16 protein-coding genes and 2 tRNA genes are annotated in these 14,527 nt (G+C 68.5%); 11 read left to right on the forward strand and 7 right to left on the reverse strand.

All coding sequences use genetic code 11. The features are described 5' to 3' along the window. The first annotated feature begins 106 nt into the window (after window positions 1-106). Complete coding sequence (locus tag AB0B82_RS02000) at window positions 107-991, forward strand: hypothetical protein (protein WP_360161433.1); 885 nt, start codon at window positions 107-109, stop codon at window positions 989-991. A 93-nt stretch (window positions 992-1,084) separates the two neighbouring features. Next, a complete protein-coding gene (locus AB0B82_RS02005) occupies window positions 1,085-1,288 on the forward strand; it encodes a cold-shock protein (protein ID WP_130381366.1) in 204 nt (67 codons plus the stop codon). A 24-nt stretch (window positions 1,289-1,312) separates the two neighbouring features. On the opposite strand, the gene AB0B82_RS02010 is transcribed toward AB0B82_RS02005, so the two are convergent. Continuing rightward, complete coding sequence (locus tag AB0B82_RS02010; RefSeq protein WP_360161435.1) at window positions 1,313-1,792, reverse strand: GNAT family N-acetyltransferase; 480 nt, start codon at window positions 1,790-1,792, stop codon at window positions 1,313-1,315. Between the two features lie 77 nt (window positions 1,793-1,869). Between AB0B82_RS02010 and AB0B82_RS02015 the strand changes: the two genes are divergently transcribed. The 3 genes from AB0B82_RS02015 to AB0B82_RS02025 all read left to right on the forward strand — a co-directional run bounded on the left by AB0B82_RS02015 (window position 1,870) and on the right by AB0B82_RS02025 (window position 3,755). After that, entirely contained in the window at window positions 1,870-2,844 is a 975-nt protein-coding gene (locus AB0B82_RS02015; RefSeq protein ID WP_360161437.1) for a class I SAM-dependent methyltransferase, read from the forward strand. Window positions 2,845-2,895: 51 nt separating this feature from the next. Next, the gene (gene orn / locus AB0B82_RS02020) at window positions 2,896-3,600 is read left to right on the forward strand and encodes an oligoribonuclease (RefSeq protein ID WP_360161439.1); all 705 of its coding nucleotides are present in this window, start codon (window positions 2,896-2,898) and stop codon (window positions 3,598-3,600) included. A 79-nt stretch (window positions 3,601-3,679) separates the two neighbouring features. Continuing rightward, window positions 3,680-3,755: transfer RNA gene (locus AB0B82_RS02025), tRNA-His, on the forward strand. Window positions 3,756-4,419: 664 nt separating this feature from the next. Here the strand turns inward: AB0B82_RS02025 and AB0B82_RS02030 are convergent. The 4 genes from AB0B82_RS02030 to AB0B82_RS02045 all read right to left on the reverse strand — a co-directional run bounded on the left by AB0B82_RS02030 (window position 4,420) and on the right by AB0B82_RS02045 (window position 7,039). Next, window positions 4,420-4,866 (reverse strand): MarC family protein, encoded by a 447-nt coding sequence (locus AB0B82_RS02030; RefSeq protein ID WP_360161441.1) that lies wholly within the window; start codon window positions 4,864-4,866, stop codon window positions 4,420-4,422. A gap of 2 nt (window positions 4,867-4,868) precedes the next feature. Next, window positions 4,869-5,030: a hypothetical protein gene (locus AB0B82_RS02035; protein ID WP_360161443.1), complete on the reverse strand. Its 162-nt coding sequence runs from the start codon at window positions 5,028-5,030 to the stop codon at window positions 4,869-4,871. Between the two features lie 222 nt (window positions 5,031-5,252). After that, window positions 5,253-5,873 (reverse strand): response regulator transcription factor, encoded by a 621-nt coding sequence (locus tag AB0B82_RS02040; RefSeq protein ID WP_360161445.1) that lies wholly within the window; start codon window positions 5,871-5,873, stop codon window positions 5,253-5,255. Further along, window positions 5,870-7,039, reverse strand: a complete 1,170-nt coding sequence (locus AB0B82_RS02045) for a sensor histidine kinase (RefSeq protein ID WP_360161447.1) — start codon at window positions 7,037-7,039, stop codon at window positions 5,870-5,872. The genes AB0B82_RS02040 and AB0B82_RS02045 overlap by 4 nt, the downstream gene beginning before the upstream one ends. A 144-nt stretch (window positions 7,040-7,183) precedes the next feature. On the opposite strand from AB0B82_RS02045, the gene AB0B82_RS02050 reads away from it, so the two are divergent. Then, window positions 7,184-8,137: an SMP-30/gluconolactonase/LRE family protein gene (locus AB0B82_RS02050; RefSeq protein ID WP_360161449.1), complete on the forward strand. Its 954-nt coding sequence runs from the start codon at window positions 7,184-7,186 to the stop codon at window positions 8,135-8,137. Window positions 8,138-8,292: 155 nt separating this feature from the next. After that, window positions 8,293-9,399, forward strand: coding sequence for an ankyrin repeat domain-containing protein (locus AB0B82_RS02055; RefSeq protein ID WP_360161451.1), 1,107 nt, complete (start codon window positions 8,293-8,295; stop codon window positions 9,397-9,399). Here the strand turns inward: AB0B82_RS02055 and AB0B82_RS02060 are convergent. After that, complete coding sequence (locus AB0B82_RS02060) at window positions 9,396-11,117, reverse strand: aminotransferase class V-fold PLP-dependent enzyme (protein ID WP_360161453.1); 1,722 nt, start codon at window positions 11,115-11,117, stop codon at window positions 9,396-9,398. The genes AB0B82_RS02055 and AB0B82_RS02060 overlap by 4 nt on opposite strands. A gap of 92 nt (window positions 11,118-11,209) precedes the next feature. Between AB0B82_RS02060 and tenA the strand changes: the two genes are divergently transcribed. From tenA to AB0B82_RS02080, 4 genes are all read left to right on the forward strand, one after another. Next, window positions 11,210-11,869, forward strand: a complete 660-nt coding sequence (gene tenA / locus AB0B82_RS02065) for a thiaminase II (RefSeq protein WP_360161455.1) — start codon at window positions 11,210-11,212, stop codon at window positions 11,867-11,869. Next, window positions 11,869-13,416: an NAD(P)/FAD-dependent oxidoreductase gene (locus AB0B82_RS02070; protein WP_360161555.1), complete on the forward strand. Its 1,548-nt coding sequence runs from the start codon at window positions 11,869-11,871 to the stop codon at window positions 13,414-13,416. The genes tenA and AB0B82_RS02070 overlap by 1 nt, the downstream gene beginning before the upstream one ends. A gap of 60 nt (window positions 13,417-13,476) precedes the next feature. Continuing rightward, window positions 13,477-13,549 (forward strand) — tRNA-Lys (locus tag AB0B82_RS02075). 224 nt (window positions 13,550-13,773) lie between these two features. Continuing rightward, on the forward strand, window positions 13,774-14,043 hold the full coding sequence (locus tag AB0B82_RS02080; RefSeq protein ID WP_360161457.1) for a hypothetical protein: 270 nt from the start codon (window positions 13,774-13,776) through the stop codon (window positions 14,041-14,043). A gap of 149 nt (window positions 14,044-14,192) precedes the next feature. Here AB0B82_RS02080 and AB0B82_RS02085 read toward each other — a convergent pair whose 3' ends face one another. Then, the gene (locus tag AB0B82_RS02085) at window positions 14,193-14,492 is read right to left on the reverse strand and encodes a hypothetical protein (RefSeq protein WP_360161459.1); all 300 of its coding nucleotides are present in this window, start codon (window positions 14,490-14,492) and stop codon (window positions 14,193-14,195) included. Between the last annotated feature and the right edge of the window lie 35 nt (window positions 14,493-14,527).

Genomic DNA, 14,527 nt, shown 5'->3' on the forward strand with positions numbered 1-14,527 from the left:
TCAAGATCACACTTCTCGGCAAGCGCTCGCCAATTTCCGGCACGTGCGGTGGCAGTGCGGCGGCGGTGCGGTGGCGGTGCGCCGGCGGCTGGAGCACGATGGAGCGATGGTTGCGGACGGCGACGTACCGGCGAGGATTGCGAACGACGGTCCGACTGAGGCTGCGGACAGCGGCAGGTCGACGCAGGGCGCGGCCGACGGGTGGCCGGTGATGGTGTGGATCGGTGGGGCTCCGGGTGCAGGGAAATCGACGATCGCGCGGGACCTCGCGCGGCGCCTCGATCTCCCGCTGCACCCGGTTGATCTGTGGACCTACGCGCACCTGGAGCACCTACCGCCGCTGGAGCCGCTGACGGAGCAGTTGGCCCGCGGACCGGAGCACGCCGCGGACGTCTTCGCGGACATCGCCCGGCTCCGCGTGGAGTTCGTGGTCGCGGACGTGCGGGCACGCGACCTGGGCGACGTACCTGCGGTGGTCGAGGGACCACAGCTGTTCCCGTCCATGGCTGACGCGGTTCCGGTCGCGGTGTGGTTGGTGCCGGACACGGAGCAGACCAGAAGGGCGCGCGAGCAGCGGTTGTCACGAGTGGACGACCCCGCCGGCCGCGCAACGTTGAACGGTCTGCTGGCGCGCGACGTCGTACTCGCTGAGCGCATACGACGTGAAGCCGCAGAACGTGGACGCTCTGTCATCGAGGTACCTGCCGAGCCGGACTGGTCAGCTGTTACGCGCTCGGTGGAGGCTGCGTTGGGCGCACTGCCCCGTTTGCGAGCGGGAGACGAGCTACGGCACCAACGCCGGTACGAGAACCTCGCCGCCTGCCGTCAGGGGCGCCTCTGGCAGGCGGACATCGGCCTGGCCGAGCTCCCGCCGTACCCGTTCGCCTGCGAGTGCGGCACGTCCGGCTGCGTGCTCAGCTGGGAGGGAACGCCGGACGAATACGACACTCGGCGAAACAAGGAGTGGCTGACAGCTCATCCAGCGTGCTAGGGTCGTAACCGTTGCAGTTGCAGTTCCACGTTCGTGTCGAAGCGCCCGCGGATTTGTGATCCGCTGGGCGTTTTGTCGTATCAGGAGAAGAAAATGGCTTTGGGAACAGTGAAGTGGTTCAACGGTGAGAAGGGCTTCGGCTTCATCTCCCAGGAGGACGGCGGCGCGGACGTGTTCGTGCACTACTCGGCGATCCAGACTCAGGGATTCCGGTCGCTGGACGAGAACCAGCGCGTCGAGTTCGAGATCGCTCAGGGCCCGAAGGGCCTGCAGGCGGAGAACGTCCGCCCGGTCTGATCGGGCTTTGGCAGCGGGCCTGGCTCACACCGGGCCCGCTGTGCTCCACAGGTACTCGCCGTCCATCAGTACGTCGGTGCGCGCGAGACCGATCGCGGTCGCGACAGCGGCCGATGCGGCATGTTCCGGATGGATGTGCGCGACGATCTGTCCGATGTATTGGGCGCGTAGCCAGGTGACCAGTCCCTGCGCGGCCTCTTTCGCGAATCCTCGGCCCTGCCATGCGCTGCCGATCACCCAGGCGATCTCCGCCGTACCGTCGGCCACCGTCGCTTGGACATAACCGACCAGCGCGTCGTCGTACTGGATCACCCAGTTCAGCCATTGCTCGTCCGGACCGTTCGGGCCCGCGAGCTGTCGCTGGTAACGCGTCTCGAGTTCCGCCACAGTCGGCGGCTCGCCGCCGGTGAAGGTGTAGAGCGCCGGGCCGGACAGCACCTCGGCCATCTTCTCGGCATGTTCGACCCGCAGCGGTAGCAGGGTCAATCGGTCCGTGACGATCACGCGCGCCACGGTAGCCCGTTTTGCCGGATCGGCAACATGACATGGGCTGTGTCCGCCGTCGGCGCGAAACTGTCAGCATGATCGAGATCGATTGGGCCGAGGAAGCCGGCCGACTGCGTGCGGCGGCCGAGGGCGAGAGCGACTGGAACGCGACAGTCGCCCGCAGTCTGGTGCGCGACACCGACCAGGTCGTCGCCGACGTCGGCTGCGGTGGCGGCGGTATGGCGAAGGCGCTGGCCGACGCGCTACCCGATGCGACGGTGGTGGCGGTCGACGCGGATCCCGACGTACTGGAGCAGGCCCGTGAACACACTGCCGGCCGCGTCCGGTGCGCACTCGCCTCGATGGACGACGGCGCCGAACCGTTGCGGCGGGCAATCGCCGCACCGGCCGACCTGATCTGGGCGTCCGCATCCGTACACCACGCCGCCGATCAGCAGGCCACGGTCGGCGCGCTGGCCTCGTTGCTCGCCCCTGGTGGCCGGCTGGCGCTCGCGGAGGGCGGCCTGCCGGCGCGGCACCTGCCGTGGGACCTCGGAATCGGCGAACCCGGGCTGGAGCTGCGGCTGGACCTGGCACAGGACCGGTGGTTCAAGGTGATGCGGGAATCGCTGCCCGGTTCGGTGCCGATGCGGTACGGGTGGACCGACGCGCTCACCCGCGCCGGACTGACAGATGTGACCACGCGGAGTGTTCTGACCGAGGCGTCGGCGCCGCTGGCCGCTGAGCGGCAGGATGGGCTGATCGCAAGCTTCCGGACGCGGATCGCGCGGCTGACCGGGGACGAGGGCTCGGGCCACAGTTCAGGTCATGGTTCGGGTCACGGTTCAGGTCATGGTTCAGGTCACGGTTCAGGTCATGGTCATGGGCGCGGTGCAGGTCACGGTCATGGGCAGGGGGCCGTCGGCGCGGACGAGGAGTGGTTGTCGCCGGAGGATGTGGAGGTCTGGCGGCAACTGCTGGACCCCGACAGTCCGTACTACCTCGGACGGCGGACCGACCTCGCCGTACTGTCCGTCCGCAGCATCCACGTCGGTCACGCGCCGCGCTGACAAGGCACGCCGCCGCCGTACTGTCGGCCGGTCACCGTAAGGTGGGTGCCCATGAACGACCGGCTGGTGTGGATCGACTGCGAGATGACCGGCCTCGATCTGGCGAAGGACGCTTTGATCGAGGTCGCGGTCCTGGTCACCGATTACGAACTGAACGTACTCGGTGACGGGATCGACCTGGTGATCGCGCCGCCCCCGGCCGCGCTGGAGCAGATGGGCGACTTCGTCCGCGACATGCACACCGCGTCAGGCCTCCTCGAGGAACTGGAGCACGGCATCCCGCTCGCCGAGGCCGAGCAACAGGTCCTCGACTTCATCACGTCGTACGTCAAGGAGCCCCGCAAGGCCGCCCTGGCCGGCAACTCGGTCGGCACCGACCGGACGTTCCTGGTCCGCGACATGCCCCGCGTTGAGTCCCACCTGCACTACCGGAACGTCGACGTCAGCTCGATCAAGGAGCTGGTCCGGCGCTGGTACCCGCGGGTGTACTACGCCACCCCGACGAAGACCGGCAACCACCGCGCCCTCGCCGACATCACCGAGAGCATCGACGAGCTGCGCTACTACCGTCAGACCGTCTTCGTCCCCCAGCCCGGCCCCGACTCCACCACCGCCCGCGCCGCCGCGAGCCTCATCACCGGCACCACCCCGACCACGTCCGGTTCCGCCGCCGACAGTCCCCCGGCCTCAGCCGGGGACAGCGCCGCAGACAGCGCCGGAGACGGCGCGACCGAGGACACCCCGACCGGCGCCTGACCTGCGGTTCTACCCTCGATTTCTGGTCCTGACAGTTCATCGCTATGATTGCTCAGCCGTCGCGGTTCGGACGGCAATGGTGGGTGTAGCTCAGCTGGTAGAGCACCTGGTTGTGGTCCAGGTGGTCGCGGGTTCGAGTCCCGTCACTCACCCCACAGGCCGACCAGTCCGTACCCCGGACTAGGTCGGCCAGCTCATTTCCCGCCCCAGTTTCCGGCGTCGACCCCCCGGCCCGGCGGAGGCCGCACACCCGCGTCAGACACCGCGGGCACCCCAGCCAACCCACGCCCGCGCGCCCGGCCCGATCACGACCTGCACCCACGTCTGCTCCTGCACCGGCTCGTGCTGCCTGCACCGGCTCCTGCTCCTGCTCGTGCACCGGCTCCTACACCTGCACCGGCTCCTGCACCGGCTCCTGCTCCTGCTCCTGCCAGCCCAACGCACCGCCACCCAAACACCCTGCGAGCCTGGCCGACCGACCAAGACCTCCCCCGCCGGCTGTCGCACGAGCGAGCGTCCTCGCCGAGTCGTGGCGAATGGCTCTGGAGGATGTCACCGAGTCGTGAGGATTGGTCGCCCACGACAGCCGTTCTCCACGACTCGACGCTCGAACGACGGCGCAGCGAACCCGCCGCGAGGAGCGGGCGACCAGGTGTGGGGTGGGATGTCGGCGTGGGAGGATGCACGGGTGAAATCTGGCGGGAGCATGTGGTTCGGGTACGCCGTCGTCGTGGTGGTGACGTTCACCATAGGGTTCCTGGCGTTCGCCGTCTGGGTCCTCGCCTTGGTCTTCTGACCCAGCAGCACAACGACCGCGATCTACTTGGCCGCGAGCACGCCGTGCGTCACCAGCTCGACGCCGATCGCCAGCGTCAGAAATCCGATGATCCGCGTCAGCGCCCCCAACCCGGTCGGACCGAGCTTGTCCACGACCGGCGTACCGAACCTCAGCAGCACCGTCACCGCTGCCGCGATCACCACCACCCCCCCGATCACGCCCAACCGATTGGCGACGCCCGGGTTCCTGGCGGTCAACGCGATCACTACGCCGATCGCCCCCGGTCCAGCGATCAGCGGCAGCGCCATCGGCGAGAACGAGATGTCCGTCTTGGTCGCCCCATGCGTCTTCTCGTCATCGGTCAGCGTCTGCCGCGACACGATCATCCCGAATCCGGCATGCCCGACCACCAGCCCACCGGCGATCTGCAGCGCCGCCAGACTGATCCCCAGCCTCTCGAGCACAAGCGTGCCGAACAACGCGAACACGGTCAGATCCCGAGCACGTAAACGCCGGTCATCACCGCCTGGCGCCGCATCGCGGCGCGTCCGACACCGTCGGTCAGTCCCGCGAACGTGGCCAGCGCGCCGATCGGATTCATGATCGGCAACAATGCAGCCAACGCCGAAACAGCAACGTGTACGGGCTCCACGCTCGAGAGCGTACACGCCTTGAAGAGGTCCCGCCGCGTGCCACGAGGTGACCGCCGCCGACACCGCACTCGCCGTGGGCAGCGGCGACGTCGAAGTCCTCGGCACGCCGCGGCTCATCGCCGACGGCGAGCGGTAACGAGCCATCGTCGACCGCGAACAGATCCTCGCCAACGTGCCCTGATCGGCCAAGCCGTACCGCGGTACACCGCACGGCCCCGGCCTCAGCTGACCGGCCGGATCATGCGTTGCTCGATCCCGCGTGCCACTGCGGCGGCTCGGCTGTCCACCTTCAGCTTCGAGTAGATGTGCGTCAGGTGCGACTTGACGGTCGCCTCGCTGACGAACAGCTGCTTCGCCATCTCCCGGTTCGAGTTGCCGGCGGCGAGCAGGCCGAGAATCTCCAGCTCGCGCTCGGTCAGCGTCGGGCCGGTACGGCGTACCAACCGCGCCGCGATCGACGGCGCCAGCACCGTTTCGCCGCGCGCCGTACCGCGGATGGCCCGAAACAGGTCCTCCGGCGGCGCGTCCTTCAACAGATAACCGGAGGCACCCGCGTCCATCGCACTTGCGATGTCGGCCTCCGTGTCGTACGTCGTCAGCACGAGCACGTACGGCGGTTCCGGCAACGCCCGCAGACGCGCCGCGACTTCGGCGCCGCCGACGCCGGGGCCGAGATTGAGATCCATCAGCACAACATCCGGATGCAGCGCCGCGACCAACTGCTCCGCGCTTTGCGCATCCGAGGCCTCGCCGACGACGCTCAGATCGTCCTGAGCCTCGACCAGTGCCCGTACGCCGGCGCGCACGACGGGATGGTCGTCGACCAGAGCCACCCGAATCATGGATGCTCCGTCGTCCGTAGCGGGATCGACGCAGCCAGCGCCGTACCGTCCCCCGGTTCACTTTCCAGCACCAGCGTTCCTCCCAGTTGTCTCAGCCGTTCACGGATCCCGGCCAGGCCGTGGCCGCGGTCGGAATCGATCTTGGCATGAGATCGCGGAAGGCCCCGTCCGTTATCCACAACGTCGAGGACGACGGCGTCGGGTTGATACGTCAGCGTCACGACGGCCGTTGTCGCGTGCGAATGTTCGAGCACGTTCGCGAGCGCGCCACGCGCCGTGCGCAACAGCGCGGTCTCCGTCTCCGAGTCGAGTGTGACCGGCGCACCGTGCACCTGGACCCGCACCTCGAGGGCGCTGTGCGCTGTGAGCCGTTCACACGTCCTCCGCAGGGCATCCGGCAAGCCGGCGGCCAACTCGGCCGGAGCCAGGTCGCGGACCACTCTCCTGGCTTCGTCGAGCCCGTCGCGCGCCGTGGCGGCCGCCTGGGCCGCATGTTCGCGTGCGGCAGCCGGTCTGGTGTCCCACTCGCTCTCAGCGGCCTGGAGAAGCAGGTTGATGCTCGACAGGCCCTGCGCGACGCTGTCGTGGATCTCCCGGGACAACCGGGCACGCTCGGCCATGACGCCGGCCTGATGCTGCGCGTCGGCCAGATCGCCCTGTGCGGCGTGCAACTCGTCCAGCAACGCCTGTCTGGCCAGCGCGTCCCGCTCCAACGCCCGATAGGCGCCCACAGCAAGTACTGCGACGCACACCGGGCCCAGCACGATCGTTGGATCCAGCCTGTCGGTCATTCGCGTCCACTGCACGACTGTGACGACCACCATGCCCGCAACAACCACACAGGCCGGGCGGAACGACAGGATGCGCAGGGCAACAAACGACAGCGGCACGGCACACCACGCGAACGACGGCGCCAGCAACACCAGCACGACCCACTCCGCCACCAGCAACGCCAGCCAGAGGCGGTGCGGCAGCAGCCGGTAGGCGGCGTAGGTCGCCAGCAGCACCACTGCACCGGCCAGCACCCACGGGCCGCGGCCGTCCAGGCCGTGACCGGTCAGGTACCGGATCGCGGACCCCAGCACGAGAACGACCAGTGCCGCGTGCAGCGCGGTCACCAGTCGAGTCGCGTGACTCAGGATCGACGGAGTGTGAGAAGTAGACATCTTCACCCGATCGTAGGGCTGTCGGCAGCGGATCAAAATCATCCGTTCGGCTAGTAGTTCCTAGCCGAACCTCTGTCGTGCCGACCGCCCTGACGACGAAGGCTTGAGGCAGCTCGAAGTCCACGACCGACCTGTGAGGTTCCGATGTCAGTCCGTTCGCTGTCCGCCACGCTCGCGCTCTCCGCAGCCCTGCTCGGGGCCGGCGCCTCGACCGCATTCGCCGCGCGCCCGACCACATACGAGCTGCCCGGCGATCCCGGCGGCTCCAAGTTCGAGGGCATCGGGTACGACGCGCGCACGAAGGCCTATTACGTGTCCGAGACCACCGGTGGCGAGATCCACCGCGGCCAGCTGCGGACAGGTGCGGCGAGCGAGTGGCTCGCCGGTGACGGCACCGACGGTCGCTGGACGGCGCGCGGCATCACCGTCGACGCTCAAGGCCGGGTGTACGTCGCCGGCGGGCCGAACAGCATCGACCACCCAGGCGCCCCGGATCTGTGGGTCTACGGCCGTGACGGACGACTGCTCGCGGCGCTGCGGACCGGCGTGCCCAGCGCCTTTCTGAACGATGTGGTCATCGGTCCGGACGGTGCGGCCTACTTCACGAACTCCAACGCTCCACAGGTGTTCCGCGTGGCCGAGCGGCACGGCCGGTGGACCGTCTCCACGTGGGCGGACGCCACGGCGACGATCGAGACGGCGGCCGGCTTCAACCTCGGCGGCATCGTGCTCTCACCGGACCGCAAGGCACTGGTCGTGGCCCAGGGCAACGTCGGGAAGCTGTGGCGGTTCGACCTGCGCACCGGCAAGGCCAGCGCCATCGACACGGGCGGTGCGGATCTTGTGAACGCCGACGGTCTCGTGCAGCAGGGCACCAGGCTTTGGGTCGTGCGGAACTTCTCGAAGGTCCTGACCACCCTACGGTTGTCGCCCGATGGCACGACTGCGCGACTGGTGCGCGCGACGCCGACAGATCCGGACCGGGTGCTGACCACAGCGAAGCTCGCCCAGGGCCGGCTGCTCGCGATCGACAGTAAGTTCGACGAGGCGACCGCCACCCCGCCGTACCAAGTCGTCACGCTAGACCCGCGCCGATGACCAGGCGACCGATCCCAGTGGTCGCCGTCGTGCTGATGGCGGCCACCGCGTGTTCCACCGACGTCAGTACACCCGCACCGAAGTCGACGCCTGCACCCACATCCACGTCCGCACCCTCATCCACCCCGACCCCAGCGCCGTCCAGGAGTGTTTCCGTGCCATCCAGTCCCGACAGCCAATCCAGTCTCGACAGTCAACTCATCGCCGCCGCCTGGAAGAACGACGTTTCCGAGGCCACGCGACTGATCGCCGCGGGCGCGGATGTCAACGCGGTCGACGAAACCACCCAAAGCGCGTTCCTGATCGCCGCCAGTGAGGGCTATCTCGAGCTCCTCGACCTCACACTGGCCCACGGCGCCGACATCCGGAGCCTCGACAGCTACCGGGGCACCGCGCTCATCCGGGCGGCCGAGCGCGGTCACGCCGCCGTTGTCGGACGGCTCATCAAGGCCGGTGTGGCCGTCGATCACGTCAACAACCTCGGCTGGACGGCGCTGCACGAGGCCGTCATCCTCGGCAAGGGCACCCCGCAGTACGTCGACACCGTGCGGCTGCTGATCGCGGGCGGCGCCGATCGCACCAAGCCGGCTGTGCGCGACGGCGCCACACCGGTCCAGGCGGCGAAGGACCGTGGCCAGACAGCCGTCAGCGCCGTGCTGGACACCAAGGCGAAGGCCGCCGACCTCCTGGATGGTGCGGCTGCGGGTGACGCCAACAAGGTAGCCGCAGCGCTGGGAGCCGGCGCTGCGGTCGAGTCCCGCGACGCACACCGTCGTACGCCGCTGCTGCTCGCCTCACTGCACGACCGGGTGGACGTCGCCCGACTGCTCGTGGCGCTCGGCGCGAACCCTGACGCGCAGGACGACCGGCAGGACTCGGCGTGGCTCGTCACCGGTGTCACCGGAAGCGTCGCCATGCTCGAAACCCTCCTCCCCGCGGACCCGGACCTCACCCTGCGGAACCGCTTCGGCGGCATCTCCGTCATCCCGGCCAGCGAGCGCGGGCACGTCGACTACGTCCGGCGGGTCGTCCAGACCAAGATCAACGTCAATCACGTCAACAACCTCGGCTGGACCGCTCTGCTCGAGGCGATCATCCTCGGCAAGGGCACGCAGCAGTGGCAGGAGATCGTGACGATCCTCCTCGACGCGGGCGCCGACCCCAATCTCGCGGACGGCGACGGTGTGCGCCCACTGCAGCACGCAGAGTCCCGCGGGTACGACGAGATCGCCAAGACCCTGCGCGCTGTCGGAGCGCGTTAGTCGCGGACCAAGCAGCGCGACGGCAACTCGAACCAGCGGAGGTGATCGAAATCGTTGTTGACGTGTCCCTCGGGGTCTGTGCGGCCCTGCGGACAGGTGGAGAGCAGCCTGCGCGCCTCGGCGAGGTAGTCGTCGAGCGCGGACTCCGGCGCCGTGTGGTCGTGGCGCGGATATCTGAAGGTGCCGTCGGCGTCGTACCCGACCTGGGACAGCCGCAGCGGCGGTTCGACCGGGCCGCGGTGATGCCGCCACAGGCCGGTCGCCGGATCGAACCGGTAGTCGCCGAGCAGTCGCCAACCGTCACGGGCGACGAGCTTCACCGCTTCGACGATGTAGTTGAACACCGCCTCGGAGATGAAGTAGTTGAAGTTCACCCGCACCCAGCCCGGCTTGATTCCCTCACAGCCGTGCAGGATCTCCTCCTCGAACTCGTGCGACCGGTGCAGGTCGATCCCGAGCAGCGTGTGACCGTACGGGCCGGCACACGAGCACCCACCGCGGGACTGGATGCCGAAGAGGTCGTTCAGCAGCGCGACCACGAAGTTGTGGTGCAGATACCGGCCGGACGGCGCCTTGACCACGAAGGACACGATCGACAGCCGCTCGGCGTCCAGGTTGCCGAGGATCTGCAGGTTCGGCTCCGCGGTCCAGGCCGCGACTGCCTGGCGCAAGTAGGCGTCCTCGTGCGCGCGGATCTCGTCGATCCCGACGGCCGCCTTCAACTGGAACGCCAGCCCGGCGCGGATCGAGCCGATGATCGCCGGCGTACCGCCCTCCTCGCGATGCACCGGATCCTCCAGGTACCGATGCTCCAGCGGATTCACGTAGGCCACCGTCCCGCCGCCCGGCACGTCCGGCACCCGGTTCCGGAGCAGTTCGCGGCGCGCGACCAGGACCCCCGGGGTCCCCGGTCCACCGATGAGCTTGTGCGGGCTGAGGAAGATCGCGTCCTTGTAGGACAACGGATCCTGATCGCGCCCGCCGTACATGTCGATCTCGACGTACGGCGCGGCGGCGGCACAGTCCCAGAACGACAACGCCCCGTACCGGTGCAGCAGGGCCGACACCCGCTGCGTGTCAGTGACGATGCCGGTCACGTTGCTCGCCGCGGAGAACGATCCGATCCGCAGCGGGCGGTCGATGTACTGCTGCAGCCTCGACTCCAGCTGGTCGATGTCGATGTGTCCGTCTGCGTCCTGCGAGATCACCACCACGTCGGCGATCGATTCGCGCCAGGGCAGCTCGTTCGAGTGGTGCTCGTACGGGCCGATGAACACGACCGGTCGCTGGTCCGGTGGAATCTGGTCGGTGAGGTGGTATTTGTCGTCGAGCTCCGCGGGAATGCGCAGCCCCATGATCCCGATCAGCTTGTCGATCGCGCCGGTCGCGCCGGCCCCGCAGAAGATCAGCGCAGTCTCGTCGTCTCCGCCGACACTCTTCAGGATGATCCGCCGGGCGTCCTCACGCAGCCGAGTGGTCTGCAGACCGGTGCCGCTGGACTCGGTGTGCGTGTTCGCGTACCTCGGGAGGACCTCCTGCCGGATGAAGTCCTCCAGGAACGACAGCGCCCGCCCCGATGCCGTGTAGTCGGCGTACGTCACTCGCCTGGGACCGTACGGCCCCGGCATCACCTGGTCGTCGCCGATCACCGACGCCCGGATCCGGGCCAACAGCGGCGACTCCGGCGGCATAGCCGCCTGCTCCCCCTGAATACCCATGGCTCAGAATACGGCCGGAACGTGATCTGCGTCTCGGTGATCGGCACGCGCCCCGTGGATAAGGTCGGGGCATTCGAGGGCGAGGAGTGGGGATGACGTTTTCCAGCGAGCTGTGGGACCGTGGGGCCGCGTCCGTGTACGACGAGATCGTCCGGCACCCGTTCATCACCGGCCTGACCGACGGGACGCTCGACCGCGACGCGTTCCGCTACTTCATCGTCCAGGACAGCCACTACCTCCGGGCGTACTCCCGCGCCCTCGCCCTGGTCGCCGGACGGGCCACGGACGAGGACGCGGTCAACATGTTCGCCCTGCACGCCGCCAACGCGATCGCCGTCGAGCGGGACCTGCACACGTCACTGCTGGCGTCGCTCGGCCTGACCGCGGCCGACGTCGACACAGCCGGCTCCGGCCCGACCACGACGGCGTACATGTCATATCTGACCGCGGTGTGCGCCACCGGCACATACGCCGAGGCCGTCGCCGCCGTACTGCCCTGCTACTGGATCTACCGCGACGTCGGGCGGGAGCTGCTCAAGCGCTCCTCCCCCGACCCCGAGTACCGCAAGTGGATCGAGACGTACGGCTCGGAGGAGTTCGACGCCGTCGTCGAGTCGGTGCTCGCCGTCACGGACGGCCTGGACGTCGGCGCGGCCGAGCGGGAGCGCTGTCACCAGCACTTCGCGACCACCTGCCGGTACGAGTGGATGTTCTGGGACGCCGCCTACAACAAACTCGGATGGCCGGTGTGATGAAGGACTACTACGACGTCGTCATCGTGGGCGGTGGCCACAACGGGCTGGTCGCCGCGGCGTACCTGGCCCAGTCCGGGTTGTCGACCCTCGTCCTGGAGCAGCAGCCGCACACCGGCGGTGCCGCGGTCAGCGAGCGGGTGTTCCCCGGCGTTGACGCCCGGTTGTCGCGCTACTCGTACCTGGTCAGCCTGCTGCCGGACAAGATCGTCGCCGACCTCGGACTCAGCCTGGAGCTCCGGTCCAGGACAGTCGCCTCCTACACGCCCGTACGCCGCGACGGACGCGACGTCGGCCTGATGGTCGAGCGCCGCGAGGGCGCCGCCACCCGCGCGTCGTTCGCCGCGCTGACCGGCAGCGACGCGGAGTACGAGGCCTGGACGGACTTCTACGGCTCAGTCGGCTCACTGGCCGCCGCCATTGCACCCACGCTGCTCGAGCCGCTGCGGTCGGCGGCCGAGCTACGCTCCCGCGTCGACGGGGCCCTGTGGGACGAGCTGGTCGAGCGGCCGCTCGGCGAGACCATCGAGCGCCGCTTCGCCGACGACACCGTCCGCGGCGTGGTCGCGACGGACGGGGTCATCGGCACATTCGCCGGTCTGCACGACGAGTCCCTGCTTCAGAACCGGTGCTTCCTCTACCACCTGATCGGCAACGGCACCGGCGAGTGGCGGGTCCCGGTCGGCGGCATGGGCGCGGTCACGGATGCGCTGGCGGCCGCCGCCCGGCGCGCCGGCGCTGTGCTCGTCACCGACGCCGCAGTCACCTCCGTGGAAGCCGACGGCAACAGCGGATCGGTCACCTGGCTCGGCGGTGACGGTGAGCGCTCGGTCGACTGCGCCTGGGTGCTCTCGAACGTCGCCCCTTCGACGCTCGCCGCACTCCGCGGTCAGACCGACGTCGCCAAGCCGGAGGGGTCGCAGCTCAAGATCAACCTGCTGCTGCGCCGCCTGCCGGCGCTGAAGTCCGGTGACGACCCGGTGCGGGCCTTCGCCGGCACGTTCCACATCGACGAGGACTACAGCCAGCTCGACGCGGCGTACCGCTCCGCAGCCGCCGGCGAGCTCCCCGCCGTACCGCCGTCCGAGGTGTACTGCCACTCGCTGACCGACCCCTCCATCCTCGCCCCGGACCTGATTGCCTCCGGCCACCACACCCTGACCGTCTTCGGCGTGCACTTCCCCACCCGACTGTTTGCCTCCGACAACGATTCCACCCGGGCCGAGTCCGTACGCCGGGTGCTCGCCGGTCTCCAGTCCTACCTGGCCGAACCCCTCGAGGACTGCATCGCCCGCGACGCCGACGGCAACCTGTGCATCGAGGCCAAGACGCCGTACGACATCGAACAGTCCGTCGGCATGCCCGGCGGCCACATCTTCCACGGCGACCTCCAATGGCCCTGGGCCACCGACCCCGCCGACACCGGCCGCTGGGGCACCGAAACCGACGTCCCCAACCTCCTGATCTGCGGCTCCGGCGCCCGCCGAGGCGGCGCCGTCTCCGGCCTAGGAGGCCACAACGCAGCCATGACCATCCTCACCCGCTAACCGATTTCGCATCTCCCCGATCCCCCTGCTACGATCCTCTTCGTTCGAAGGCAACGCCAAGCGCCGCTAGCTCAATTGGCAGAGCAGCTGACTCTTAATCAGCGGGTTCGGGGTTCGAGTCCCTGGCGGCGCACAAACGCCCAGGTCACAGCGTGGCCTGGGCTTCTTCACGCCCACAGGACACTTTTTATTCGACCTTTTCAGCCACGCATCTCTCCCGCCGACCGGGCCATGCGACCTTCGGCTGACCGTGGCTGTGCGTCACCTCACATCGGCCCGCGACGTCACCGTCGTCCCTCACCTCCCGCACCGGCCAAGCGTTGAACAGGAAACGCTCACACCGGTTGGAGGCACGACATGCCGAGGACCCCGCTGCCCATCGGAACCTGGGGAGAGATCTCCACCAGGACCCTGAAGACCACCAAGAACCACAAACCCGCCAAGCACCTGGCTCACGCCAGGTTCCGCGACCACGACGGCACCACCAAGACCGCCGCCCGTACCGCCCTGCTCCTCAAACTCCAGAACCGCGCAAAGACCAACCACTCCGGCGAACTCACCGCGGCCCACCAGATCAATCACCTCCTCGATGCCTGGGAGCGAAGGCCTTCCACAGTCATGGTCTGAGGTCGCAGTGTGTGATTCGGCGGTGTGGGTGTGTCGGGGTCGCAGGAGGGCTTCGGTTTGGTCCTGGGACCGCGTTGTCGACTTGGATTTGCTGGTGTCCGGCTCTGGTCGTGGGCAGGCAGAAACTGTCGTTCAGGTGAGGGCGTGCCTCAGTCGGGTCCAACGGCAGCGACGGTGATCATGTAACAGATGGAGGCGTCGAGCTGGATCCGGACACGGCCGCCTGTGGTGGTGATCATGACGGGGATGTGCAGCACGCGGTCTCGGAAGCTCTGCGGTTCGGGATCTCCCGGGTTGTCGGCGAATCCGAGAAGTTTGGTCGACCCGCCGGTGATCGAGCGCGACCTCGGCACCAGGAACGTGATCAGCTGCTTCTCGGCCGAGGTCGAAGCAACTTCTTCGCGGGAACGGTCGTCGATCCACATCGGCAGCGGTTTCATGAGCAGCACGGGGGTCCTGGCACATCTGTCGACGCCGATGTGAT

Source organism: Kribbella sp. NPDC048915 (genome assembly GCF_040649595.1).
In the GTDB taxonomy this organism is placed as follows: Bacteria; Actinomycetota; Actinomycetes; order Propionibacteriales; family Kribbellaceae; genus Kribbella.